21 protein-coding genes are annotated in these 22,344 nt (G+C 56.2%); 13 read left to right on the top strand and 8 right to left on the bottom strand.

Annotated features, from left to right (window positions below):
• Window positions 1–47 precede the first annotated feature (47 nt).
• The 5 genes from AQ981_RS27525 to AQ981_RS00085 all read left to right on the top strand — a co-directional run bounded on the left by AQ981_RS27525 (window position 48) and on the right by AQ981_RS00085 (window position 4,580).
• The gene (locus AQ981_RS27525; protein WP_154675885.1) at window positions 48–203 is read left to right on the top strand and encodes a hypothetical protein; all 156 of its coding nucleotides are present in this window, start codon (window positions 48–50) and stop codon (window positions 201–203) included.
• 34 nt (window positions 204–237) lie between these two features.
• Complete coding sequence (locus AQ981_RS00100) at window positions 238–1,161, top strand: DUF7916 family protein (protein WP_058909725.1); 924 nt, start codon at window positions 238–240, stop codon at window positions 1,159–1,161.
• Between the two features lie 82 nt (window positions 1,162–1,243).
• Window positions 1,244–1,915, top strand: coding sequence for a two-component system response regulator PhoP (gene phoP / locus AQ981_RS00095; protein ID WP_058909724.1), 672 nt, complete (start codon window positions 1,244–1,246; stop codon window positions 1,913–1,915).
• Entirely contained in the window at window positions 1,912–3,381 is a 1,470-nt protein-coding gene (phoQ, locus tag AQ981_RS00090) for a two-component system sensor histidine kinase PhoQ (protein ID WP_058909723.1), read from the top strand. The genes phoP and phoQ overlap by 4 nt, the downstream gene beginning before the upstream one ends.
• A gap of 77 nt (window positions 3,382–3,458) precedes the next feature.
• On the top strand, window positions 3,459–4,580 hold the full coding sequence (locus AQ981_RS00085) for a ribosomal protein uL16 3-hydroxylase (protein WP_058909722.1): 1,122 nt from the start codon (window positions 3,459–3,461) through the stop codon (window positions 4,578–4,580).
• Between the two features lie 66 nt (window positions 4,581–4,646).
• Here AQ981_RS00085 and pepT read toward each other — a convergent pair whose 3' ends face one another.
• Window positions 4,647–5,873: a peptidase T gene (pepT, locus tag AQ981_RS00080; RefSeq protein ID WP_058909721.1), complete on the bottom strand. Its 1,227-nt coding sequence runs from the start codon at window positions 5,871–5,873 to the stop codon at window positions 4,647–4,649.
• Window positions 5,874–6,176: 303 nt separating this feature from the next.
• On the opposite strand from pepT, the gene potA reads away from it, so the two are divergent.
• The 6 genes from potA (at window position 6,177) to AQ981_RS00050 (ending at window position 11,332) form a co-directional block, all read left to right on the top strand.
• The gene (gene potA / locus AQ981_RS00075) at window positions 6,177–7,313 is read left to right on the top strand and encodes a spermidine/putrescine ABC transporter ATP-binding protein PotA (protein ID WP_058909720.1); all 1,137 of its coding nucleotides are present in this window, start codon (window positions 6,177–6,179) and stop codon (window positions 7,311–7,313) included.
• The gene (gene potB, locus AQ981_RS00070; protein ID WP_058909719.1) at window positions 7,297–8,154 is read left to right on the top strand and encodes a spermidine/putrescine ABC transporter permease PotB; all 858 of its coding nucleotides are present in this window, start codon (window positions 7,297–7,299) and stop codon (window positions 8,152–8,154) included. The genes potA and potB overlap by 17 nt, the downstream gene beginning before the upstream one ends.
• A complete protein-coding gene (gene potC / locus AQ981_RS00065; RefSeq protein ID WP_058909718.1) occupies window positions 8,151–8,942 on the top strand; it encodes a spermidine/putrescine ABC transporter permease PotC in 792 nt (263 codons plus the stop codon). Before potB ends, potC begins: the two co-directional genes overlap by 4 nt.
• On the top strand, window positions 8,939–9,985 hold the full coding sequence (gene potD / locus AQ981_RS00060) for a spermidine/putrescine ABC transporter substrate-binding protein PotD (RefSeq protein WP_058909717.1): 1,047 nt from the start codon (window positions 8,939–8,941) through the stop codon (window positions 9,983–9,985). Before potC ends, potD begins: the two co-directional genes overlap by 4 nt.
• A 124-nt stretch (window positions 9,986–10,109) precedes the next feature.
• Window positions 10,110–10,592 carry a DUF3592 domain-containing protein gene (locus AQ981_RS00055; RefSeq protein WP_058909716.1) on the top strand — a complete coding sequence of 161 codons (483 nt, stop codon included), beginning with the start codon at window positions 10,110–10,112 and terminating at the stop codon, window positions 10,590–10,592.
• Window positions 10,589–11,332 (top strand): hypothetical protein, encoded by a 744-nt coding sequence (locus AQ981_RS00050; RefSeq protein WP_058909715.1) that lies wholly within the window; start codon window positions 10,589–10,591, stop codon window positions 11,330–11,332. The genes AQ981_RS00055 and AQ981_RS00050 overlap by 4 nt, the downstream gene beginning before the upstream one ends.
• On the opposite strand, the gene AQ981_RS00045 is transcribed toward AQ981_RS00050, so the two are convergent.
• The 7 genes from AQ981_RS00045 to lolC all read right to left on the bottom strand — a co-directional run bounded on the left by AQ981_RS00045 (window position 11,316) and on the right by lolC (window position 17,413).
• Complete coding sequence (locus AQ981_RS00045) at window positions 11,316–11,669, bottom strand: hypothetical protein (RefSeq protein WP_058909714.1); 354 nt, start codon at window positions 11,667–11,669, stop codon at window positions 11,316–11,318. The genes AQ981_RS00050 and AQ981_RS00045 overlap by 17 nt on opposite strands.
• Before the next feature lie 470 nt (window positions 11,670–12,139).
• The gene (locus AQ981_RS00040) at window positions 12,140–12,451 is read right to left on the bottom strand and encodes a hypothetical protein (RefSeq protein ID WP_058909713.1); all 312 of its coding nucleotides are present in this window, start codon (window positions 12,449–12,451) and stop codon (window positions 12,140–12,142) included.
• A gap of 56 nt (window positions 12,452–12,507) precedes the next feature.
• Window positions 12,508–13,329, bottom strand: coding sequence for a Sir2 family NAD+-dependent deacetylase (cobB, locus tag AQ981_RS00035; RefSeq protein ID WP_071608771.1), 822 nt, complete (start codon window positions 13,327–13,329; stop codon window positions 12,508–12,510).
• Window positions 13,330–13,347: 18 nt separating this feature from the next.
• Entirely contained in the window at window positions 13,348–14,259 is a 912-nt protein-coding gene (gene nagK, locus AQ981_RS00030; RefSeq protein ID WP_058909711.1) for an N-acetylglucosamine kinase, read from the bottom strand.
• Between the two features lie 13 nt (window positions 14,260–14,272).
• A complete protein-coding gene (lolE, locus tag AQ981_RS00025; protein WP_058909710.1) occupies window positions 14,273–15,517 on the bottom strand; it encodes a lipoprotein-releasing ABC transporter permease subunit LolE in 1,245 nt (414 codons plus the stop codon).
• Entirely contained in the window at window positions 15,517–16,221 is a 705-nt protein-coding gene (lolD, locus tag AQ981_RS00020) for a lipoprotein-releasing ABC transporter ATP-binding protein LolD (RefSeq protein WP_058909709.1), read from the bottom strand. Before lolD ends, lolE begins: the two co-directional genes overlap by 1 nt.
• Window positions 16,214–17,413 carry a lipoprotein-releasing ABC transporter permease subunit LolC gene (lolC, locus tag AQ981_RS00015; protein ID WP_058909708.1) on the bottom strand — a complete coding sequence of 400 codons (1,200 nt, stop codon included), beginning with the start codon at window positions 17,411–17,413 and terminating at the stop codon, window positions 16,214–16,216. The genes lolD and lolC overlap by 8 nt, the downstream gene beginning before the upstream one ends.
• Window positions 17,414–17,728: 315 nt before the next feature.
• Here lolC and mfd point away from each other — a divergent pair, with 315 nt between their 5' ends.
• A complete protein-coding gene (gene mfd / locus AQ981_RS00010) occupies window positions 17,729–21,175 on the top strand; it encodes a transcription-repair coupling factor (protein WP_058909707.1) in 3,447 nt (1,148 codons plus the stop codon).
• A gap of 157 nt (window positions 21,176–21,332) precedes the next feature.
• Window positions 21,333–22,295, top strand: a complete 963-nt coding sequence (gene ldtC / locus AQ981_RS00005) for a L,D-transpeptidase LdtC (RefSeq protein WP_058909706.1) — start codon at window positions 21,333–21,335, stop codon at window positions 22,293–22,295.
• The last annotated feature ends 49 nt before the right edge of the window (window positions 22,296–22,344 follow it).

The following is a 22,344-nucleotide window of genomic DNA, read 5'->3' as shown; positions in this document are numbered from 1 at the left end:
CGCGCCACCTGAGGGTGGCGTCAGACTGCTGGCAGTCAGGAAAAAGCGTGGTTGTTCCTGACATGGCGTTATCAGCCGAAAATCAATACATTGATTTTCCCTGGTTGTTATCGGGTAATACCGGCAAGTTTGATAATACGATTGGGTTTGTCATCCATCTCGCGCCACCTGAGGGTGGCGTTTTTATTTGCGGCATATCATGATCAATATGTTGATGAATAAACAGGAGCCACGCTAATGAAACGCTACCTCGACTGCAGCGCCAGTGAACTGGCGGCGCTGGATAAACAACAACTGCTCCATGCGATCCGCGCCAGCGAAGGGCGTATTCTGGTGAGCGAGTGCATTGGTGCTACCCAGCCGCTGCTCAACAACATCACTAATGCCGAACTGGCCGCCAGCCAGGGGGCGGATATCCTGCTGCTCAACCTTTTTGACACCGCCAGCCCGGCCATCGCCGGTATGCCGCAGAGCATCACCCCGCAAGAGACGCTGCGCGAATTACAGCGCCTGACCGGCAGAATCATTGGCGTCAATCTGGAGGCCGTCGACCCCGCTTTCGCCAGCGATCACAATGAGTTCTGGAAGATGACCGCCGGGCGCGCCGCCACGCCGGAAAATGCCCTGCGGCTCCGGGACATGGGAGCCCGTATTGTGGTGCTGACCGGCAACCCCGGCAATGGCGTCAGCAATCAGGCCATCGCCGACGCCATGAAGGCCATCCATGCGGTAGCCGGCGATACGCTAATCCTGATCACCGGGAAAATGCACGGCGCCGGCATCGTACGGGAAAGCGGTAGCCAGATCATCAGCGAACAGGATATCGCGCTGTTTGTCGACAATGGCGCTGATGTGGTGCTGCTGCCAGCACCGGGCACCGTTCCCGGTATGTCCCAGGAAAAAGTCAGCCAGTTAATCGCCTTTACCCAGCGCCTTGGCGCGCTGGCGATGACCGCTATTGGCACTTCTCAGGAAGGGGCGGATCGCCAGACGCTGCGCCAGATCGCGCTGATGAGCAAAATGGCCGGCGCCGATCTGCACCATATCGGCGATACCGGATATCTGGGCCTGGCGCTGCCGGAAAATATTTTTACCTACAGCGTGGCGATCCGCGGCGTACGCCATACTTACAGCCGGATTGCGCGTTCTGTAAACCGTTGATAATGATTTAACTCAGGTTTGCCCCCGCCAGGCGTAAATCGCGTTACACTAACTGGGACAATGACGGTTATGAGGAATTACCATGCGCGTTTTGGTCGTGGAAGACAATGCGCTGCTGCGCCACCATTTGCAGGTGCAGCTACGCGAGCTGGGGCATCAGGTTGATGCAGCGGAAGATTCAAAAGAGGCGGACTACTTTCTTAATGAGCATACGCCGGACATCGCTATCGTCGACTTAGGCCTGCCGGACGAAGACGGAATGTCAATGATTCGCCGCTGGCGCGGCCATGATGTGACGCTGCCGATCCTGGTGCTTACCGCCCGCGAAGGCTGGCAGGACAAAGTGGAAGTACTGGGCGCCGGCGCCGACGACTATGTCACTAAACCCTTCCATCTCGAAGAGGTCGTGGCGCGCATGCAGGCCCTGATGCGCCGCAACAGCGGCCTGGCGTCGCAGGTGATTTCCATGGCGCCGTTCCAGTTGGATTTGTCGCGGCGCGAGCTGTCGATCAACGATATGCCAATTAAACTGACGGCGTTTGAATACACCATTATGGAAACCCTGATCCGCAACGCCGGGAAAGTGGTCAGCAAAGACGCCCTGATGCTGCAGTTGTATCCCGATGCCGAACTGCGCGAGAGCCATACCATTGATGTGCTGATGGGTCGGCTACGCAAAAAAATTCAGGCGCAATTCCCCGGTGATGCCATTACCACGGTGCGCGGTCAGGGCTATCGATTCGATCTGAAATGAAAAAGCTGTTGCGTCATTTTTTACCGTTATCGCTGCGAGTGCGTTTTCTGCTGGCGACAGCGGCAGTGGTGATGGTGCTGTCGCTGGCGTACGGCGTGGTCGCTCTGGTGGGCTATAGCGTCAGCTTTGATAAAACCACGTTCCGCCTGCTGCGCGGCGAGAGTAACCTGTTTTATACCCTCGCCAGGTGGGAGAACGGCCGCATCAGCGTCGACCTGCCGGAAAGCCTCGATCTGCAAAGCCCGACGCTGGCGCTGATCTATGACAACCATGGCAACCTGCTCTGGGCGCAGCGCGATGTTCCTCTGGTAGTGCAGCAAATCAGAAAAGAGTGGCTGGCGACCAACGGTTTCCACGAACTGGAAGCCAGTTTCACGATCAGCAGCGCGCTGGTAGGCGATAATCACGACTACCAGGAGCAGCTCAGGGATATCCGCGAACAGGACAGCGATAGCGAAATGACCCACTCGGTGGCGGTAAACCAGTACCCACCGACCGAGCGCATGCCGGCGCTGACCATTGTGGTCGTGGATACCATCCCTATCGAACTCAAGCGCTCCTATATCGTGTGGAGCTGGTTTGTCTATGTGCTGGTGGCCAACCTGCTGCTGGTGATCCCCATGCTGTGGATCGCCGCCTGGTGGAGCCTGCGGCCTATCGAAGCGCTGGCCCGCGAAGTCCATGAGCTGGAGGAGCACAACCGGGAGAGCCTGAACCCGGAGACCACCCGCGAGCTTACCAGCCTGGTGCGTAACCTGAACCAATTACTGAAAAGCGAACGCCAGCGTTACGATCGCTATCGCACCACGCTTACCGATCTGACCCACAGTCTGAAAACCCCGCTGGCGGTGCTGCAAAGTACCCTGCGCGCCCTGCGCACCGATAAGCTGACCGTGGAACAGGCGGAGCCCGCGATGCTCGAACAGATCAGCCGAATCTCCCAGCAAATAGGCTACTACCTGCACCGGGCCAGTATGCACCGCGACAGTACCCTGCTCAGCCGCGAACTACACCCGGTAGCGCCATTGCTCGACAGCCTGACATCGGCCCTTAACAAAGTTTACCAGCGTAAAGGCGTGTCCATCACGCTGGATATCTCACCGGAAATTACCTTTATCGGCGAGAAAAACGATTTTATGGAAGTGCTCGGTAATGTGCTGGATAACGCCTGCAAATATTGCCTGGAATTTGTTGAGGTATCCGCCCGCCAGACCGACAACGCCCTGTATTTAATCGTTGAGGACGACGGCCCGGGTATTCCGCAAAGCCAGCGCAGCCGGGTATTCGATCGCGGCCAGCGGGCCGACACGCTGCGGCCAGGCCAGGGCGTTGGGCTATCCGTGGCCCGGGAAATTGTCGAACAATATAACGGCGAGATTGTCACTGACACCAGCGAACTGGGGGGGGCGCGTATGGAAGTCATCTTCCGCCGCCAGCAACCGCCTTCCGAAGAGCGCCGGACATAAAAAAAGCGCCGCCGGGATGCCGCCCCGGGGGGACAATCCGCTATAATCCGGGACAGGTTACTCAGCCGGACATCAATATGGACTATCACTTAGAGTTAGACTGGGCCGATTTTATACAGCGCTACTGGCAAAAACGCCCGGTAGTGTTAAAACGCGGCTTTAAGAATTTTATCGACCCCATTTCCCCGGATGAGTTGGCGGGGCTGGCGATGGAAACGGAAGTAGACAGCCGGCTGGTCAGCCACCTTGACGGTAAATGGCAGGTGGCCCACGGCCCGTTTGAAAGTTATGACCATCTCGGTGAGAGTAACTGGTCGCTGCTGGTACAGGCGGTGAACCACTGGCATGAACCCACTTCCGCCCTGATGCAGCCGTTCCGCGCCCTGCCCGACTGGCGTATTGACGATCTGATGATCTCCTTTTCGGTACCCGGCGGCGGCGTCGGGCCGCACTTCGATCAGTACGATGTGTTTATTATTCAGGGCGTAGGCCGCCGCCGCTGGCGGGTCGGGGAAAAAACGCCGATGAAACAGCACTGTCCCCACCCGGATCTGCTGCAGGTGCCGCCTTTCGACGCCATCATTGATGAAGAGCTGGAGCCAGGCGACATCCTCTATATTCCGCCCGGCTTCCCCCATGAAGGCTATGCGCTGGAAAACGCCATGAATTACTCGGTGGGCTTCCGCGCCCCCAGCGGCCGTGAACTGATCAGCGGTTTTGCCGATTTTGTACTGCAGCGCGAACTGGGCAGCCAGCGCTATGGCGACGCGGAACTGCCGGAGCGCCAGCATTGCGCCGATATTGTGCCGCAGGAGGTAGACAAACTGCGCGCCATGATGGTGGATATGATCAACCAGCCGGAACAGTTTAATCAGTGGCTCGGGGAGTTTATCACCCAGTCACGCCATGAGCTGGACATTGCACCGCCGGAACCGCCCTACCAGCCGGACGAGATTTATGATGCGCTCAGGCAGGGGGATAATCTGGTGCGGCTCGGCGGTTTACGGGTGCTGCGCATCGACGAAGAGGTGTTTGTTAACGGCGAGAGGATAGACAGCCCACACCGCCCGGCGCTACAGGCGCTGGCGAACCACATCCGCCTGACTGACGCCATGTTCGGCGATGCGCTGGAAGATCCCTCTTTCCTGGCGATGCTGGCGGCGCTGGTCAACAGCGGCTACTGGTATTTCGCTGATTAGAGATAACAACGCCACCTGCCCGGCAGGTGGCGTAATCAATTTACATCAATAACCTGCCTGCGCCGGCTACTGACGCTCCGCGGTCAGTTGCGCGATACGCACAATCACCTTAACCGCTTTTTCCATCCCTTCCAGGGTTACAAACTCATGTTTACCGTGGTAGTTGTAGCCGCCGGTAAAAATATTCGGACAGGGCAACCCTTTAAACGACAGCTGAGCGCCATCGGTGCCGCCGCGGATCGGTTTCATATCCGGTTCAATACCGCAGTCGCGCATCGCCTGCTGAGCGATATCAATAATGTGCGGATGTTCAATCACCTTATCGCGCATATTGTAGTAGCTGTCTTCAATCACCAGCTCAATATAGCAATCCGGATGCAGCCCCTTGCCGACTTTTTTCGCGATATCCATCATCTGCCGCTTGCGGGCTTCAAAGCGGTTGCGGTCGAAATCGCGAATAATGTAGTGCATATCCGCCCGATCCACCGTTCCCTTCATACTGGTCAGATGGTAAAAACCCTCATAGCCGTCGGTGCGCTCCGGGCTTTCCCCGGCGGGCACTTCGGCATGAATCCGCGCCGCCAGCGACAGCGCGTTGACCATTACCCCTTTCGCAGTGCCCGGATGCACATTGTTGCCGACGATTTTGATAGCCACCGACGCCGCGTTGAAGTTTTCAAACTCCAGTTCCCCGACCCCGCCGCCATCCACGGTATATGCCCAACTGGCGTCAAAAGCCTCAACGTCGAAATACTTCGCGCCTTTACCAACTTCTTCGTCCGGGGTAAACGCCACCCGGATATCGCCGTGGGGGATATTCTTGCCTTTCAGCACCGCCAGCGCGGTCATGATCTCCGCCACGCCGGCTTTATCATCTGCCCCAAGCAGCGTTTTCCCGTCGGTGGTGATCAGCGTCTGGCCCAGCAGTTGGTGCAGAACCGGGAACATCACTGGTGAAAGCACTTCATCACCAATGCCCAGCGCGATATCGCCGCCGCGATAATTTTCCACAATCTGCGGGTTAACGTTCTTGCCGGAAAAATCCGGCGATGTATCGACATGGGAAATAAATCCAATAGCCGGTACCGGCTTATTCACATTAGAAGGCAGCGTTCCCATAACGGTTCCGTGCTCGCTCAGCGTCACATTCTCCAGCCCCATCGCTTCGAGCTGCTCTTTGAGCAGATGCAATAATTTCCACTGTCCTTCAGTACTGGGCACCTGCTTAACCCCGGGTTTAGACTGGGTATCCAGTGAGACATAGTGCAAAAAACGCTCAAGTAATTTATCCATGTAGCCACCCTCTGTTTCTGTGAGCTCATTATCATTAAGCGCGCCGCTACATATATTGCGTCAGGTCACTTTTGCCCGGTATCGCTGAAATTATTCCCCTGACGCGCCGGGAGGCTTACAATAAGCGGCCTGCGAACCTTAATTAAACGTAGCTGAAACATGCCAGGTATTCACCGCGGATATGCGATGGAGCATTGGCGATTACAGCGCTTTGCCGTAGAATGCTGGCCCTTAATCGTGTGTCGAACCCCAAGGTGGTTAATCACAAACCCCGCATCCGATATGCCATCCGATGCGTCATTGATGGGACAGAGTAAAAAATTGAATACACAAACACGTTCGCTTTCTCCGCTGGTTCAACTGGCGGGAATCCGTAAGAGTTTTGATGGCAAAACTGTTATATCTGATTTCTCCCTGACCATTAACAATGGTGAATTCCTCACACTTCTTGGCCCCTCCGGCTGCGGTAAAACCACCGTCCTGCGCCTGATCGCCGGCCTGGAAAATGTCGACAGCGGCCACATCACGCTGGAAAACCAGGAGATCACGAACGTTCCGGCCGAGCAGCGCCACGTCAATACCGTTTTTCAGAGTTACGCGCTTTTTCCGCACATGACAGTTTTCGAAAACGTCGCGTTTGGTCTGCGGATGCAAAAGACCCCGGCGGCTGAAATCACCCCGCGGGTAACGGAAGCGCTAAAAATGGTGCAACTGGAAGAGTTTGCCCGGCGTAAGCCGCATCAGTTGTCCGGCGGCCAGCAGCAGCGCGTCGCTATCGCCCGGGCGGTAGTCAATAAGCCGCGCCTGTTACTGCTGGATGAATCGCTTTCCGCGCTCGACTACAAATTGCGCAAGCAGATGCAGAACGAACTTAAAGCGCTACAGCGCAAGCTGGGAATTACCTTTGTCTTCGTCACCCACGATCAGGAAGAAGCCCTGACCATGTCCGACCGGATTGTCGTAATGCGCGATGGACGCATTGAGCAGGACGGCACGCCGCGCGAAATCTACGAAGAACCGGAAAATCTGTTTGTCGCCAGTTTTATCGGCGAAATCAACATTTTTGACGCCACGGTGATTGAGCGGGTTGACGAACAGCGGGTGCGCGCCAGCGTTGAAGGACGCGAATGCTTTATTTATGTCAATTTCGCCGTCGCTCCCGGCCAGTCGCTGAAAGTGCTGTTGCGCCCGGAAGACCTGCGCGTTGAAGAAATCAATGACGCCCGCCATGTCGACGGCCTGATAGGCTATGTGCGGGAGCGCAACTATAAAGGGATGACCCTGGAATCCAGCGTGGAACTGGAAAATGGCAAGATGGTGATGGTCAGCGAATTCTTTAATGAAGACGATCCCGACTTCGACCACTCGCTGGATCAAAAAATGGCGGTAACCTGGGTTGAAAGCTGGGAGGTAGTGCTGGCAGATGAAGAGCTCGCGTAAATTCCAGAATGTGGTGATCGCCACTATCGTCGGCTGGCTGGTGCTGTTTGTTTTCCTGCCAAATCTGATGATCATCGTAACCAGCTTCCTGACCAAAGACGACGCAAACTTCGTCAGTCTCGACTTCACGCTGGATAACTACCTTCGCCTGATTGACCCACTGTATCTCGATGTCCTGCTGCATTCGCTGAATATGGCGGTTATCGCCACGCTGGTGTGTCTGGCGATCGGCTTTCCCTTCGCCTGGTTTCTGGCGCGCCTGCCGCAAAAAGTCCGTCCGCTGCTGCTGTTTTTGCTGATCGTTCCCTTCTGGACCAATTCACTGATTCGCATTTATGGCCTGAAGATTTTCCTGAGCACCAAAGGCTATCTCAATGAGTTTTTGCTGTGGTTGGGGGTTATCGATACGCCCTTTAAGATAATGTACACCCCCAACGCGGTAATCATTGGCCTGGTGTATATTCTGCTGCCGTTCATGGTGATGCCGCTCTACTCCAGCATTGAGAAGCTCGACAAATCGCTGCTGGAAGCCGCGAAGGATTTAGGGGCCAGCAAACTGCAAACCTTCACCCGGGTGATTATTCCCCTGACCATGCCAGGCATTATCGCCGGCTGCCTGCTGGTGGTTCTGCCGGCAATGGGACTGTTTTACGTTTCCGATCTGATGGGCGGCGCAAAAAACCTGATGGTCGGTAACGTCATCAAGAGCCAGTTCCTCAATATTCGCGACTGGCCGTTCGGCTCGGCAACCAGCATTATGCTGACGCTGGTGATGGGTCTGATGCTACTGGTGTACTGGCGCGCCTCGCGTCTGCTGAACAAAAAGGTGGAGCTGGAATGACGGGACGCCTGCTGCGCGGCGGCTTTATGTCCGCCATTTATGCTTTCTTATATATTCCGATCATTATTCTGATCGTAAACTCTTTTAATCAGTCGCGCTTCGGCATTAACTGGCAGGGCTTTACCACCAACTGGTACACCCTGCTGATGAATAATGACAGCCTGCTGCAGGCGGCTCGTCATTCATTGACAATGGCGGTGGTTTCCGCCACCTTCGCCACCTTGATTGGCTCCCTGACGGCGGTGGCGCTATACCGTTATCGCTTTCGCGGCAAGCCCTTCGTCAGCGGCATGCTGTTTGTGGTCATGATGTCGCCGGACATCGTCATGGCCATCTCACTGCTGGTGCTGTTTATGCTGCTCGGCATCTCGCTGGGTTTCTGGTCGCTGCTGTTTTCGCATATCACCTTCTGCCTGCCGTTTGTGGTCGTAACGGTCTACTCGCGGCTCAAAGGGTTCGATGTACGGATGCTTGAAGCGGCAAAAGACCTTGGCGCCAGCGAGATAACCATCCTGCGTAAAATAATCCTGCCGCTGGCGATGCCCGCCGTGGCCGCTGGCTGGCTGTTGAGCTTTACCCTGTCGATGGACGATGTGGTGGTTTCCTCATTCGTCACCGGCCCGAGCTATGAAATTCTACCGTTGAAGATCTATTCAATGGTGAAGGTCGGCGTTTCCCCCGAGGTGAACGCGCTGGCCACCATTCTGTTAGTACTGTCGCTGGTTCTGGTCATTGCCAGCCAGCTAATCCTGCGAGACAAAACCAAAATTCAGGGGACGTTAAAATGAAACAATGGTCACGCCACCTGCTTGCCGCCGGCGCCCTGGCGCTGGGGATGAGTGCTGCTCATGCGGATGATAGCAAAACGCTCTATTTCTATAACTGGACCGAGTATGTACCGCCCGGACTGCTTGAACAGTTCACTAAAGAAACCGGTATTAAAGTCATTTATTCGACTTATGAGTCGAACGAGACCATGTACGCCAAACTAAAGACCTACCGGGATGGCGCCTATGATCTGGTGGTTCCCTCCACCTATTTTGTCTCCAAAATGCGCAAAGAAGGCATGCTGCAAAAGATCGACAAAAGTAAACTGAGCAACTTCCACAACCTCGATCCGGCAATGCTCAACAAGCCGTTCGATCCGAATAATGATTACTCGATTCCCTACATCTGGGGGGCGACGGCCATTGGCGTCAACAGCGACAGTATCGATCCCCATAGCGTGACCCGTTGGGCCGATCTGTGGAAGCCGGAGTACAAAGGCAGCCTGCTACTGACCGACGATGCCCGCGAAGTGTTCCAGATAGCGCTGCGCAAGCTGGGCTACTCGGGCAATACCACCGATCCGCAGCAGATTGAAGCGGCATATCGTGAGCTGCAAAAACTGATGCCCAACGTTGCCGCGTTTAATTCCGATAACCCGGCCAATCCGTATATGGAAGGCGAAGTGAACCTCGGGATGGTATGGAATGGCTCAGCATGGGTAGCGCGCCAGGCCGGCACCCCGCTGGAAATTATCTGGCCGAAAGAAGGCGGGATTTTCTGGATGGACAGCCTGGCGATTCCGGCCAACGCCAAAAACGTCGACGGCGCCCTGCAGTTGATCAACTTCCTGCTGCGCCCGGAAATCGCCAAACAGGTGGCTGAGACCATCGGTTATCCGACGCCAAACCTGGAAGCCCGTAAGTTGCTCAGCAAAGAAGTGGCCGATGACAAATCGCTCTACCCCGATGATGCGGTTTTGAAAAACGGCGAATGGCAGGATGATGTTGGCGATGCCAGCGCAATCTACGAATCTTACTACCAGAAACTGAAAGCGGGACGCTGAGCATATTTTCTCCCCCGTCTGAGGCCCCATCACGGGGCCTTGGTCTTTTTTTCAGAAATGATTTAGTTACCCGCTGACGGTCAGCCCTTATCCTGATGCCTGTTATTCCAGCCAGGGTTGGCCTATGAACGTCGGTGAAAAGATTTCTCTGTTTTTTGCCATCACTGGACTCGCTTTTATCATCAGCGCCGTGGGTGTGGCGTGGCATTACCAGCAAACGCTGGACAGCAGCCATCATTCACGGGGCATTATTGTTGGTGTGGAAGAACGCGTCCACTCGCGCAATCAGGGAACAACTACCAGCGGCTTCTATCCGATTATTGCCTTCCGGGCAGACAACCGGACCTGGATCTTCGAATCCCCGGTCAGTAGCGATAGCTACCGGCGCGCCACAGGAAAAACCCTCAATATCTACTGGCCTCCCGGCCAACCGGATAAAGCGGCAGTCAATGACAATACCACGCGCTTCAGCCTGCCGATTTTCCTGGCCGTCATGGGCAGCGGCTTTCTGCTACCCGGGGCTTTTTTACTAATATTCGACAGATTACGCCAGCATAAACGGCGTCAACGCCGCTATTCCGGTAGACGGAGAAAATCATCCTTATGATAAGTTTCCGGATACTTGCCTGCGTAATACTCATTCTGGTCGCGGGTCTGGCTTCAGGCGCCGCAGCGGCGCACGTCATTCCCCTACCGCAGTTTGAACAGCGGCTCAACGAATTTAAACAGCAAACCGGCGTCACACTGTGCCTCCACAGCACTTCCGATAGTGAAAACCAGCAATTCAACGCCTATGAGCGCCACCTGCGCAGCCACCAACCGGCGCGTTCGCCGACACTACTGCTGCTGATTATCACCGACAGGCGGCAACTAATGGTATACCCGGATAACCCGCAGCTTAATGACCTGATCGCCCGTCATGCCCATCCCTTTATTGCCCACGGACTGTGGTTTCAGGGGGTTCATACCGCGGTTGATATTGTCCAGTCGTCTCTGCTACACCAGCCGCTACCGCCGCTGCGCTGGTACCCGGAAAATCATCAGGATCCGTGGCAAACGTTACCCATCAGCGACTGGAGAATAGTGAATGGCTTACTGTGGATCGTGGTTTTCTTCTTTACGCCGATACTGAGCAGCGGGCGACTGCTTTCTGCCGTTCAGAAAGGGGCGGTAATGGGGCTCGCCAGCCTGATTTACCAGATAGTCTGGGTTGTTCTGCACGCCGGGGAATACACCATGAACCAGGTCTCTCCGCTGTGGGCCGTGACGATTGCCTTCAGCGCTTTTTTCGCTCAGCTCATTATCTGGCGAGCGCCCCGCCGGATGATAACTACTTGCGGGGAGTGATATCAATTTCCGATACGTAATGCTGATATTTTCTTCTGCGTCTGGCCTGGCGAAAATTACGCAGGCAGTAACGATGTTTGACGATAAAGCCGACCGCCAGATAGAGAATGCTGAATAAAATAAACCCGCCGGCAAGGCGCAGCGCACCAGAAAGCAACGGCTCCCCCAGCGTCCACTGGCAGAGCAAATCAAATAACGACAGAAAATAACCGGAAAAGATGAACATCAGACACATCAGCCACAACGCGTGACCGGATAACCAGAAACGTGAGACCAGTAATACCAGTATTATCGCTACCGGTAGCGTGACCAGAATTATCAATGTTGTGGTATTCATGTCCGGTCCTTCAGCGTAATAAATGTATCCTGCCTGATTGCGTTACCAGAGACCTTTTTTTACTGCGATAGTTCCCCTTATTGTGCTGAACAAATTCTGAAAAACGCCCCTGCGTCCATCATCTGTCAATGACGTCATATTCCTGTCATTTTCACACTGTGAATATTATTTAGATAACTAATATTTTATTTTTCTTTGAATTTTCATAACCACTGAAAAACTTTATCCAGTACAGAAAATAGTGAGTTCAATAAAAGCAAAATAATATAGACGCACCCTATACCCGGAAAAACTTCCCCTGAAGCTTTTCCCCAAATAAAAGCCGGCAAAGCCCGTCAAAGAGCAGAAAAAAACACTAACCACGCCAGTAAGGCCACACAGCAAAAAGAAATAAATCTGAAATGAAGAATGACGCGAAAAATAGCCAGACAAGACAGCCAGCGGCTATAGCCACACCAATAAACCACTATTCACTTATCCCTGCTATTTTTCCTGGCGATCACTTTCCGGCACCATTGCCATAAACGACTTAACCGTTCTGCGGCCTGGTTGATAAAATAGAATACCGCCAGTAAAAAAATCGCCAGGGCAATCGCTGAAATAAAACCTGGCACGCGCGCGCCATGGGTAATAAAAATCCATAGCATAGCAAATGTTTTACTTAATCCAATTAGCGCGACTAATACCAACGCCGCCATAAAATAAAAGTCTCCCTCTTCATCACGTAGCCAAAGACGAGCAGCCAGTCCGGCAATGAATAAACCCAACGCGATATAAAGCATCCTGATTCCCTGGTTATTTATACGACGGAATTCCTTTTCCGCCGTTTAGCTTTCGATTACAACGATTTTAATACTTTGCCGATAAATTCCGGTACGACCTGACTCGCAAGTCCGTAATATTTTTCTTCAAATTCGCTACCCACCTGACTGGGCTCAAGATTCAATTCCACGGTATGGGCGCCATGCAGACGCGCTTCATGAACAAAACCGGCGGCGGGATAAACATGACCGGAAGTGCCAATGGCAATGAATAAGTCCGCGCCAGCCAGCGCATGATAGATATCATCCATTCCCAGCGGCATCTCGCCAAACCACACCACGTGCGGACGCAGCGGCGCCGGAAACTGGCAGCAGTGGCAGCGGTCATCCGGATTAACATCGCCCGGCCATTCCAGCACCTGGCCGCTGCGCGCGCAGCGCACTTTCAGCAATTCGCCATGCATATGAATGACCCGCGTATTACCGGCCCGTTCGTGTAAATTATCAATATTCTGGGTGACCAACAGGAAACGATCCCCGAGGGCTTCTTCCAGTTTTGCCAGCGCCAGATGCGCGGCATTCGGCGCCACTTCCGGCGCCTGCAATTGATGGCGGCGGGCATTATAAAATGCCTGTACCAGCGCCGGATTGCGGGCGAATCCTTCCGGGGTAGCCACATCTTCCACCCGGTGTTCTTCCCAGAGTCCGTCCGCCGCCCGAAAAGTTTTGATACCCGACTCGGCAGATATGCCGGCCCCGGTGAGTACCACCACGTTAGGTTTTTCCATCACTTCCGGCCCCATTCTGTCTGTGAAAAATATCCGTTGCCGCAACCGCTCGCGCAGCCGGCGTTTATTTCTTCGAAAACGGCTTAACCGATGTAAACGACGCGATTGCATGGCACCCTCAGATTTCAGCTAACGTGTTAAATGCAAAAATGCTGCGCCGCGCATCCCGCCGGCATCACCGTGTCGCGCCCTGGCGATGCGCGGAACCCGCGCCACCGGCAACAGATGCGGCGGTAAACGGGCCGGCAGCGCCTCCACCAGCAAAGGGAACTGCGACAAACCGCCGCCGATGACCACCAGATGCGCATCCACCATGGTCAGCCAGTTTCCCAGGCAAACCGCCAGCAGGTCAAGGAAACGTTCCACATGCTCCCGCGCCTCAGGCTCCCCCTGATGATAACGGGCGATAATTTGCGGCGCCTCAAGGCTCTGATGATAGAAATGCTGGTATAGCCAGGCAAAACCGCGTCCTGACAGATAATTCTCAATACAGCCATACTGGCCGCAGCCGCAGCGGGTGACTGGAATATCCTGGCCCAGCACCGCCAGCGCATCCACTGGCAGGCGCATATGACCAAACTCGCCGCTGATATAGCTGCATCCGGAAAGCGGTTTGCCGTCAACGATAATCCCGCCGCCAACGCCGGTGCCGAGAATCAGCCCTATCACCACCGGATAATCGCAGAAGGCATCATCCCAGGCCTCCGATAGCGCAAAACAGTTAGCGTCATTATCCATACGCACCTCGCGTCCCAGCCGCCGGGTAAGATCGGCCCTGACGGGGCGACCGCTGGCGGCGGGCAGATTCGCTGCGTACAGCGTCCCGTCCGCGGTTTGCGGAATTCCCGGAATCCCGATCCCCACGCTACCGACGCAGGCGCAGCGGCTGTCCGCTTCCTGGACCAGCGCCGCAATGCATGCCACAAAGCGCTCATAGCTGTCATGCGGCGTCGGCACACGCTTTTCCCACACCTGCCGGCGGCGCTCATCGTAAACACCAAGGGCGATTTTGCTGCCGCCGATATCAAAGCCGTAATACATCTGCCCGCCCTTTTTATTGCCCGCTCAACACCCGCGCCGGATCGATATTACTGGCCCGCCGCGCCGGATACCAACTCGCCAGCAGGCTGAGCACCAGCGCCGTCGCCAGTACATACGCGACATCCAGCCAGTGCAACTCCGAAGGCAGGAAGTCGATAAAATAGATATCGCCGGACAAAAACTGGTGGCCGATCAGCGTTTCAAGAGCGCGGATAATGGCAGTCAACTGCCAGGAGGCGATCACCCCCACCACCGCGCCAATCACACTACCCAACAAACCGGCCAACAGCCCGTACCAGACAAAAATCGCCCGTATCAGGCCATCTTTCGCCCCAAGGGTGCGCAGCACGGCGATATCGCTACTTTTGTCTTTCACCGCCATCACCAGTGTGGAAACGATATTGAAGCAGGCTACGCCAATCACCAGCACCATCGCCAGATACATGATGGCGCGAATCATCTGAATATCGCGGTACATGTAGCCATAGGTAGTTATCCAGCTCTTGATATATACATAGGCGTTAGTCACTTCCCCGGCATCGCGCACCAGGCGGCTGGCGTTAAACACATCGCCCATTTTCAGGGCGATACCGGTAACGCTGGCGCCAAGATCCAGGTATTGCTGGGCATCTTCCAGCGGTACCATCGCAAAGCTGTGATCGAGCTGACCGCTGAGGGCCAGAATCCCGGTGACGTGCAGGCGTACCCGCTTCGGCTGCAACAATTTATTCTGGCCGTCTGAGTTAGGGATCATGATGGAGATCCAGTCGCCCTGTTGCACTTTCAGGGCTTCGGCTACCCCCTGCCCCAGAATGATCTGCTGCTCGCCGGCTTTAAACGATTGCCATGCTGACCCCTGAACAAAGCGCGGCAAAGCGCTGAGACGCGTCTCCTGCTGCGGATCCACCCCTTTGATCTGTACCGCGCGCAGATTAACGCCGCTCTCCACCAGCCCGGTAAAATTCACATACGGCGCGGCGGCCACAATGCCGTTGACCTTTTCAATGCGCTGCAGCGCGCCATGCCAGTCTTTCCACGGTTGATTAACCGGTTCAATTTCCCCGTGCGGCACCACCGCCAGAATGCGGTTATTCAGTTCCCGTTCAAAACCGTTCATGGCGCTCAGGCCGACGATCAACACCGCGACGCCAAGGGCAATCCCAAAGGTCGAGATCACTGAAATCAGCGAAACCATACCGCTGCGCCGCCGCCCGCGGCTAAAGCGCAGACCAATCAATAAAGAGAGAGGCGACGCCATTAACGGGCCTCCATCAGCGTCAGATCCGGATTCAAATGGCCGTCGCGCATTTCCAGCTGTCGCGACATACGGCGCGCCAGTTGCAGATCGTGGGTAACCACCAGAAACGCCGTCCCCTGCGACTGATTCAGTTCGCCGAGCAGCGCAAACACGCTTTCGGCATTGCGCGCATCAAGGTTACCGGTCGGCTCATCGGCCAGCACCAGGCGCGGATTGTTGACCAGCGCCCGGGCAATCGCCACTCGCTGGCGCTCGCCGCCGGAAAGCTCGGACGGCCGGTGGTTTGCGCGATGCTCAAGGCCGACCGCCGCCAGCATCGCCCTGGCTCGCTGCTCCGTCTCCGCCCCTTTATGGCGGCCAATCAGCAGCGGCATCGCCACATTTTCCATGGCGGTAAAGTCCGGCAGCAGATGGTGAAACTGATAGATGAATCCCAGTTCACGGTTGCGCAGCTCCGCCTTCGCGGAGGCGGAAAGCCGGCTCAGCGGCTGGCCGCGAAAGATAACATCGCCAGAGGTCGGGGTATCCAGCCCGCCCAGCAGATGCAACAGGGTACTTTTGCCGGAGCCGGAGCTACCGACGATCGCCATCATCTCGCCTTCCCCGATACTGAAGCTGACATCGTGCAGCACATCGGTCTGCACCTTCCCCTCCTGGTAGCGTTTGCACAGGTTGTCGCACTGCAACAGGACAGAATTACTCATAACGTAAAGCCTCAGCGGGTTGCGTGGCGGCAGCCCGCCATGAAGGATAAAGCGTGGAAAGCAATGCAATCGCCATCGCCACCAGGGCAATCGCGACAACCTGGAAAGGTTCGATGGCGACCGGCAGGGCCGCGCCGTCAAGCAGCGCGCCAATGATCGGCATCAGATTATTCAACTGACTGGCCAGCAGCGCCCCCAGGCAGGCGCCCAGCAGCGCGCCGATAATACCGGCGCTGGCCCCCTGGACCATGAACACCGCCATAATCTGCCGGCGGGTCAGGCCCTGGGTCTGGAGAATCGCGACTTCGCCCTGCTTTTCCATCACCATCAGCCCCAGTGAAGTGATGATATTGAACGCCGCAACGGCGACAATCAGGCTCAGCAGCAGTCCCATCATATTTTTCTCCATCCGTACGGCCTGGAACAGTTCGCCTTTGCGATCGCGCCAGTCTTTCCAGACCGCGCCCGGCGGCAGCGTTTGCTGGCTGAGGGTATCCACCTTCAGCGGCTCATTCAGCCACAGGCGCCAGCCGGTAATATTCCCCGCCGGATAGCGCATCAGGCGCGAAGCGTCCTGCTGATTCACCAGCATCTGGTAACCGTCGACCTCGCTATTAGCGGCGAATGTCCCGATAACGTTGAACAGCCGCTGGCTGGGCAGGCGCCCCATTGGCGTAAACTGGCTGGCGGAAGGCACCATAATGCGGATCGTGTCGCCGACATTAACCCCCAGTTGCCCCGCGAGCTGTTCACCGAGGATCACATTGTACTTACCCGGCTCCAGCGCGCTCTGCTGCACGTTGACCAGGTAGCGCGTCAGCGGGTCTTGCTCACCGGGCTCAATACCCAGCATCACGCCCACCGCCACACTGCGTGGACTTTGCAGCACCACATCTCCGGTGGTCAGCGGCGCAGTACGCGAGACGCCCTGTAGTTTCAGCGCCGAAGAAGGCAATTGCGCCGGGTTGACGGAGCCCTGCTCCGTGGTGATGAGAGCCTGGGGCATCAGCCCCAGAATATTGTTCTGCAGTTCGCGTTCGAATCCGTTCATCACTGATAACACAGTGACCAGCGCCATCACCCCCAGCGTAATGCCGATGGTGGATAGCCAGGAAACAAAACGCCCGAAACGGTCTGCAGCTCGCCCACGCATATAACGCAGGCCGATAAATAGCGCGACAGGTTGATACATGAAATCCGTCTTGTGCGGTTTTACAAAGTGATCACGGAGTATATAAGCGATACCGCAGTAAGTAAATGAAACGTAACGGCTTTTGGCACAGTGCAAACCACAGGAAAACCGAGCGCAATCAACCAGATACCGCTATATTTCCGGCATCCGGCACCCGTCTCGCCGGCGCCGCGCCGCTTACAATCTGTCCACTACGCCGGCGGAGAGTTGCTTAACAGAAACGATCGAGGATAATAACCCCATACCTTCAGGAATACAGCCCGTGCTGTTGTCGGGTAACAGCCCGGCTCAACGACAGAGATCCCGACACGCGTTATGTCACAACAATACCGTTACGACCTGCCCGCCAAACCGGGCGATACGCGCCAGCTTGGCGAATTAACCGGCGCGGCCTGCGCCTGTGAAGTGGCGGAAATCGCCGAACGCCACCATGGTCCGGTGGTACTCATCGCGCCCGACATGCAAAACGCGCTGCGGCTTCACGATGAAATCCAGCAATTTACCGATAGTCTGGTTATCCATCTGGCCGACTGGGAAACCCTGCCCTACGACAGTTTTTCACCGCATCAGGAAATTATCTCCACGCGCCTGTCTACCCTTTATCAGCTTCCGGGGATGCAGCGCGGCGTTTTAATCGTCGCGGTCAGTACTCTGATGCAGCGCGTCTGTCCGCACAGTTACCTGCACGGTCATGCGCTGGTAATGAAAAAAGGGCAGCGCCTGTCACGGGATACGCTGCGCGCCCAGCTCGACCAGGCGGGGTATCGCCATGTCGATCAGGTGATGGAACACGGGGAATACGCCACCCGCGGCGCGCTGCTGGATCTCTATCCGATGGGCAGCGAGCAGCCCTATCGTCTTGACTTTTTTGATGACGAGATCGACAGTCTGCGGATTTTTGATGTCGACAGTCAGCGTACTCTTGAAGAGGTGGAGGCAATCAATCTGCTGCCAGCCCATGAGTTTCCGACTCATAAAGCGGCGATCGAGCTGTTTCGCAGCCAGTGGCGCGATCGCTTCGAGGTGAAGCGCGATGCCGAACATATCTATCAGCAGGTCAGTAAAGGCACCCTGCCCGCCGGTATCGAATACTGGCAGCCGCTGTTCTTCAACGAACCGCTGCCGACACTGTTCAGCTATTTCCCGAAAAACACCCTGCTGGTAAATACCGGCGATCCGCAGGCCAGCGCCGGGCGTTTCTGGCAGGAAACCGAGTCGCGTTTCGCCAGCCGCGGCGTGGATCCGATGCGCCCCCTGCTGCCGCCGGAATCGCTGTGGCTGCCGGTAGATAGCCTGTTCAGCGAACTTAAACAGTGGCCGCGAATCCAGTTGAAAACCGATTCGCTGGCCGGGAAAGCCGCCAACACCAATCTGGGTTACCAGAATCTGCCGGATATCGCCGTCCAGGCCCAGCAAAAGGCGCCGCTGGATAATCTGCGCAAATTTCTTGAATCCTTCAGCGGGCCGGTGGTGTTCTCGGTTGAAAGCGAAGGCCGGCGCGAAGCCCTTTCCGATCTGCTGGGGCGTATTAAGCTGGCCCCGAAACGTATTCTGCGTCTTGATGAGGCCATTGATAGCGGTCGCTACCTGATGATCGGCGCCAGCGAGCGCGGTTACATCGATACCCTGCGTCAGCGGGTACTGATTTGCGAAAGCGATCTACTGGGCGAACGGGTCAGCCGCCGCCGTCAGGACAGTCGCCGGACCATCAACCCGGACACCTTAATCCGCAACCTGGCGGAACTGCATCCAGGGCAGCCGGTGGTACATTTCGAACACGGCGTCGGCCGCTATGCCGGTCTGACCACGCTGGAAGCCGGCGGCGTGAAAGCTGAGTACCTGATGCTCACCTACGCCAATGACGCGAAGCTGTATGTGCCGGTCTCCTCTCTACACCTGATAAGCCGCTATGCCGGCGGCGCCGATGAAAACGCCCCGCTGCATAAACTGGGCGGCGATGCCTGGGCCAGAGCGCGCCAGAAAGCGGCGGAAAAAGTGCGCGACGTGGCGGCGGAGTTACTGGATATCTACGCCCAGCGCGCCGCTAAAGAGGGCTTCGCCTTTAAACATGACAAAGCCCAATATCAGTTGTTCTGCGACGGTTTCCCGTTTGAAACCACGCCCGATCAGGCCCAGGCGATTAATGCCGTGCTCAGCGATATGTGTCAGCCGCTGGCGATGGACCGCCTGGTGTGCGGCGATGTTGGCTTCGGTAAAACTGAAGTCGCGATGCGCGCCGCCTTCCTGGCGGTGGAAAACCATAAACAGGTGGCGGTGCTGGTGCCGACCACCCTGCTCGCTCAGCAGCATTTTGATAATTTCCGCGACCGTTTCGCCAACTGGCCGGTGCGGATTGAAATGATCTCGCGCTTTCGCAGCGCTAAAGAACAGACTCAGGTGCTGGAGCAGACCGCGGAAGGCAAAATCGATATTCTGATCGGCACCCATAAACTGCTACAAAACGACGTTAAATGGCGCGATCTCGGGCTGTTGATCGTCGATGAAGAACACCGCTTCGGGGTGCGCCACAAAGAGCGCATCAAAGCGATGCGCGCCGATGTCGACATTTTGACCCTGACGGCGACACCGATCCCGCGTACCCTGAATATGGCCATGACCGGTATGCGCGATCTGTCGATTATCGCCACCCCGCCCGCCCGCCGTCTGGCAGTGAAAACCTTCGTGCGCGAGTACGATGAGCTGGTGGTGCGGGAAGCGATTCTGCGTGAAGTACTGCGCGGTGGCCAGGTCTATTATCTGTATAACGATGTCGAAAACATTCAGAAAGCGGCGGAACGGCTGGCGAATCTGGTGCCGGAAGCGCGTATCGCCGTTGGCCACGGCCAGATGCGCGAGCGCGAACTGGAACGGGTGATGAACGATTTCCACCATCAGCGTTTTAACGTACTGGTGTGCACCACCATCATCGAAACCGGTATCGACATTCCGACCGCTAACACCATCATTATCGAACGCGCCGACCACTTCGGGCTCGCTCAGTTGCACCAGTTACGCGGCCGGGTCGGGCGTTCCCATCACCAGGCCTACGCCTGGCTGCTGACGCCACATCCGAAGGCCATGACCCAGGATGCCCATAAGCGTCTCGAAGCTATCGCCTCGCTGGAAGATCTGGGCGCCGGATTCGCGCTGGCGACCCATGACCTGGAAATTCGCGGCGCCGGGGAACTGCTGGGGGAAGAACAGAGCGGCCAGATGGAAACCATCGGCTTCTCACTGTATATGGAACTGCTGGAAAACGCCGTGGATGCCCTGAAGTCCGGACGCGAACCATCGCTGGAAGATCTCACCAGTAGCCAGACGGAAGTGGAACTGCGTATGCCGTCGCTGCTGCCGGACGATTTTGTACCGGATGTCAATACCCGCCTGTCGTTCTACAAACGCATCGCCAGCGCCCGCGACAGCGATGAGCTCGACGATCTTAAGGCTGAGCTGGTCGACCGCTTTGGCAATCTACCCGATGCGGCGCGCAATCTGCTGGATATCGCCGCTCTGCGCCAGCAGGCGCAAAAACTGGGAATTCGCAAAATCGAGGGCCATGAAAAAGGCGGCGTGATCGAATTCGCCGAGAAAAATCATGTCGATCCGCTGTGGTTGATAAGTTTACTTCAGAAACAGCCCGACCACTTCCGCCTCGACGGACCGACACGCCTGAAATTCATTGAGGATCTCGAAGAACGTAAATCCCGCATGGACTGGGTACGCCAGTTTATGGCGCGGCTGGCGGAACACGCCGTCGCCTAATGACTGTCAGCGCCCTCTGTGCCATGCAGAGGGCGCGCATAACGGCAAAACTTACAAAGCATTGCACTTTACCAGGATTACCTTACAAATAGCCCCGCCATAATTCTTGTTTACCGTTTGATAACCCCCGTCTTACAGGCATGGAGTTTCATGTAAAATGCGTACAACCTTAGCGCGCCTCAGTCAGTGGACTTGCGGCGCCGTGATGGCGTTTGCCCTCTCGCTGCCGGCGCTGGCCAATAGCTGGCCGCTTCCGCCTCCGGGCAGCCGCGTAGTCGGTGAGAACCGTTTCCATATCGTCGAAAACAACGGCGGCTCGCTGGAGGCTATCGCCAAAAAATACAATGTCGGTTTTCTGGCGTTAATGCAGGCCAACCCCGGCGTCGATCCTTATGTGCCGCGTCCGGGCAGTATCCTCACCATTCCGCTGCAAACCCTGCTGCCGGATGTTCCCCGTCAGGGGATTGTCATCAACCTCGCCGAACTGCGTCTTTACTACTATCCCGCCGGGGAGCAGCGAGTGATTGTCTTCCCGATCGGCATCGGCCAGTTAGGCGGCACCACCGTGACGCCAACCATGGTCACCAGTGTGTCAGAAAAACGGGCGAATCCGACCTGGACCCCAACGGCGAACATTCGCGCCCGCTATAAAGCCCAGGGTATCGATTTACCGGTTGTGGTACCGGCAGGGCCGGATAACCCAATGGGCCATCATGCGATTCGTCTGGCGGCCTACGGCGGCGTTTATCTGCTGCACGGCACCAACGCCGACTTTGGGATCGGCATGCGCGTCAGCTCCGGCTGTATTCGCCTGCGGGATAACGATATCCAGTGGCTGTTCGATAATCTGCCGGTCGGAACTAAAGTCAACATTATCAATACGCCAATTAAAGCCTCTGTTGAGCCGGATGGCCGCCGTCTGGTGGAGGTCCACCAGCCGCTGTCACGGGCCATTGAAGACGATCCGCAGACCCTGCCCATCGTACTCAATGACACCATGAAAGCTTTCCAGGCCTCCCCCGGCACCCAGCAGCAAATCATGAATCAGGCGATGGAGTTACGTTCCGGTATGCCGGTCAACGTAACTAACTACCACAGTCTGGCGCCGCAGGCGCTGTAATAACAATAAATATCCTCCGGCATAGCCGGAGGTTTTTCTGATGCGCCTA

The sequence above is a fragment of the Entomohabitans teleogrylli genome (assembly GCF_001484765.1).
GTDB classification, from domain to species: Bacteria; Pseudomonadota; Gammaproteobacteria; order Enterobacterales; family Enterobacteriaceae; genus Entomohabitans; species Entomohabitans teleogrylli.
The sequence above is the reverse complement of the archived record's forward strand: the minus strand, read 5'-3'. Positions and strand labels throughout refer to the sequence as shown.

Bases quoted from the DNA above. Each gene is read 5' to 3' on its own strand.
- AQ981_RS00100 (WP_058909725.1), top strand. From the start codon at position 238: ATGAAACGCTACCTCGACTGCAGCGCCAGTGAACTGGCGGCGCTGGAT.
- phoP (WP_058909724.1), top strand. From the start codon at position 1,244: ATGCGCGTTTTGGTCGTGGAAGACAATGCGCTGCTGCGCCACCATTTG.
- phoQ (WP_058909723.1), top strand. From the start codon at position 1,912: ATGAAAAAGCTGTTGCGTCATTTTTTACCGTTATCGCTGCGAGTGCGT.
- AQ981_RS00085 (WP_058909722.1), top strand. From the start codon at position 3,459: ATGGACTATCACTTAGAGTTAGACTGGGCCGATTTTATACAGCGCTAC.
- pepT (WP_058909721.1), bottom strand. From the start codon at position 5,873: ATGGATAAATTACTTGAGCGTTTTTTGCACTATGTCTCACTGGATACC.
- potA (WP_058909720.1), top strand. From the start codon at position 6,177: ATGGGACAGAGTAAAAAATTGAATACACAAACACGTTCGCTTTCTCCG.
- potB (WP_058909719.1), top strand. From the start codon at position 7,297: ATGAAGAGCTCGCGTAAATTCCAGAATGTGGTGATCGCCACTATCGTC.
- potC (WP_058909718.1), top strand. From the start codon at position 8,151: ATGACGGGACGCCTGCTGCGCGGCGGCTTTATGTCCGCCATTTATGCT.
- potD (WP_058909717.1), top strand. From the start codon at position 8,939: ATGAAACAATGGTCACGCCACCTGCTTGCCGCCGGCGCCCTGGCGCTG.
- AQ981_RS00055 (WP_058909716.1), top strand. From the start codon at position 10,110: ATGAACGTCGGTGAAAAGATTTCTCTGTTTTTTGCCATCACTGGACTC.
- AQ981_RS00050 (WP_058909715.1), top strand. From the start codon at position 10,589: ATGATAAGTTTCCGGATACTTGCCTGCGTAATACTCATTCTGGTCGCG.
- AQ981_RS00045 (WP_058909714.1), bottom strand. From the start codon at position 11,669: ATGAATACCACAACATTGATAATTCTGGTCACGCTACCGGTAGCGATA.
- AQ981_RS00040 (WP_058909713.1), bottom strand. From the start codon at position 12,451: ATGCTTTATATCGCGTTGGGTTTATTCATTGCCGGACTGGCTGCTCGT.
- cobB (WP_071608771.1), bottom strand. From the start codon at position 13,329: ATGCAATCGCGTCGTTTACATCGGTTAAGCCGTTTTCGAAGAAATAAA.
- nagK (WP_058909711.1), bottom strand. From the start codon at position 14,259: ATGTATTACGGCTTTGATATCGGCGGCAGCAAAATCGCCCTTGGTGTT.
- lolE (WP_058909710.1), bottom strand. From the start codon at position 15,517: ATGGCGTCGCCTCTCTCTTTATTGATTGGTCTGCGCTTTAGCCGCGGG.
- lolD (WP_058909709.1), bottom strand. From the start codon at position 16,221: ATGAGTAATTCTGTCCTGTTGCAGTGCGACAACCTGTGCAAACGCTAC.
- lolC (WP_058909708.1), bottom strand. From the start codon at position 17,413: ATGTATCAACCTGTCGCGCTATTTATCGGCCTGCGTTATATGCGTGGG.
- mfd (WP_058909707.1), top strand. From the start codon at position 17,729: ATGTCACAACAATACCGTTACGACCTGCCCGCCAAACCGGGCGATACG.
- ldtC (WP_058909706.1), top strand. From the start codon at position 21,333: ATGCGTACAACCTTAGCGCGCCTCAGTCAGTGGACTTGCGGCGCCGTG.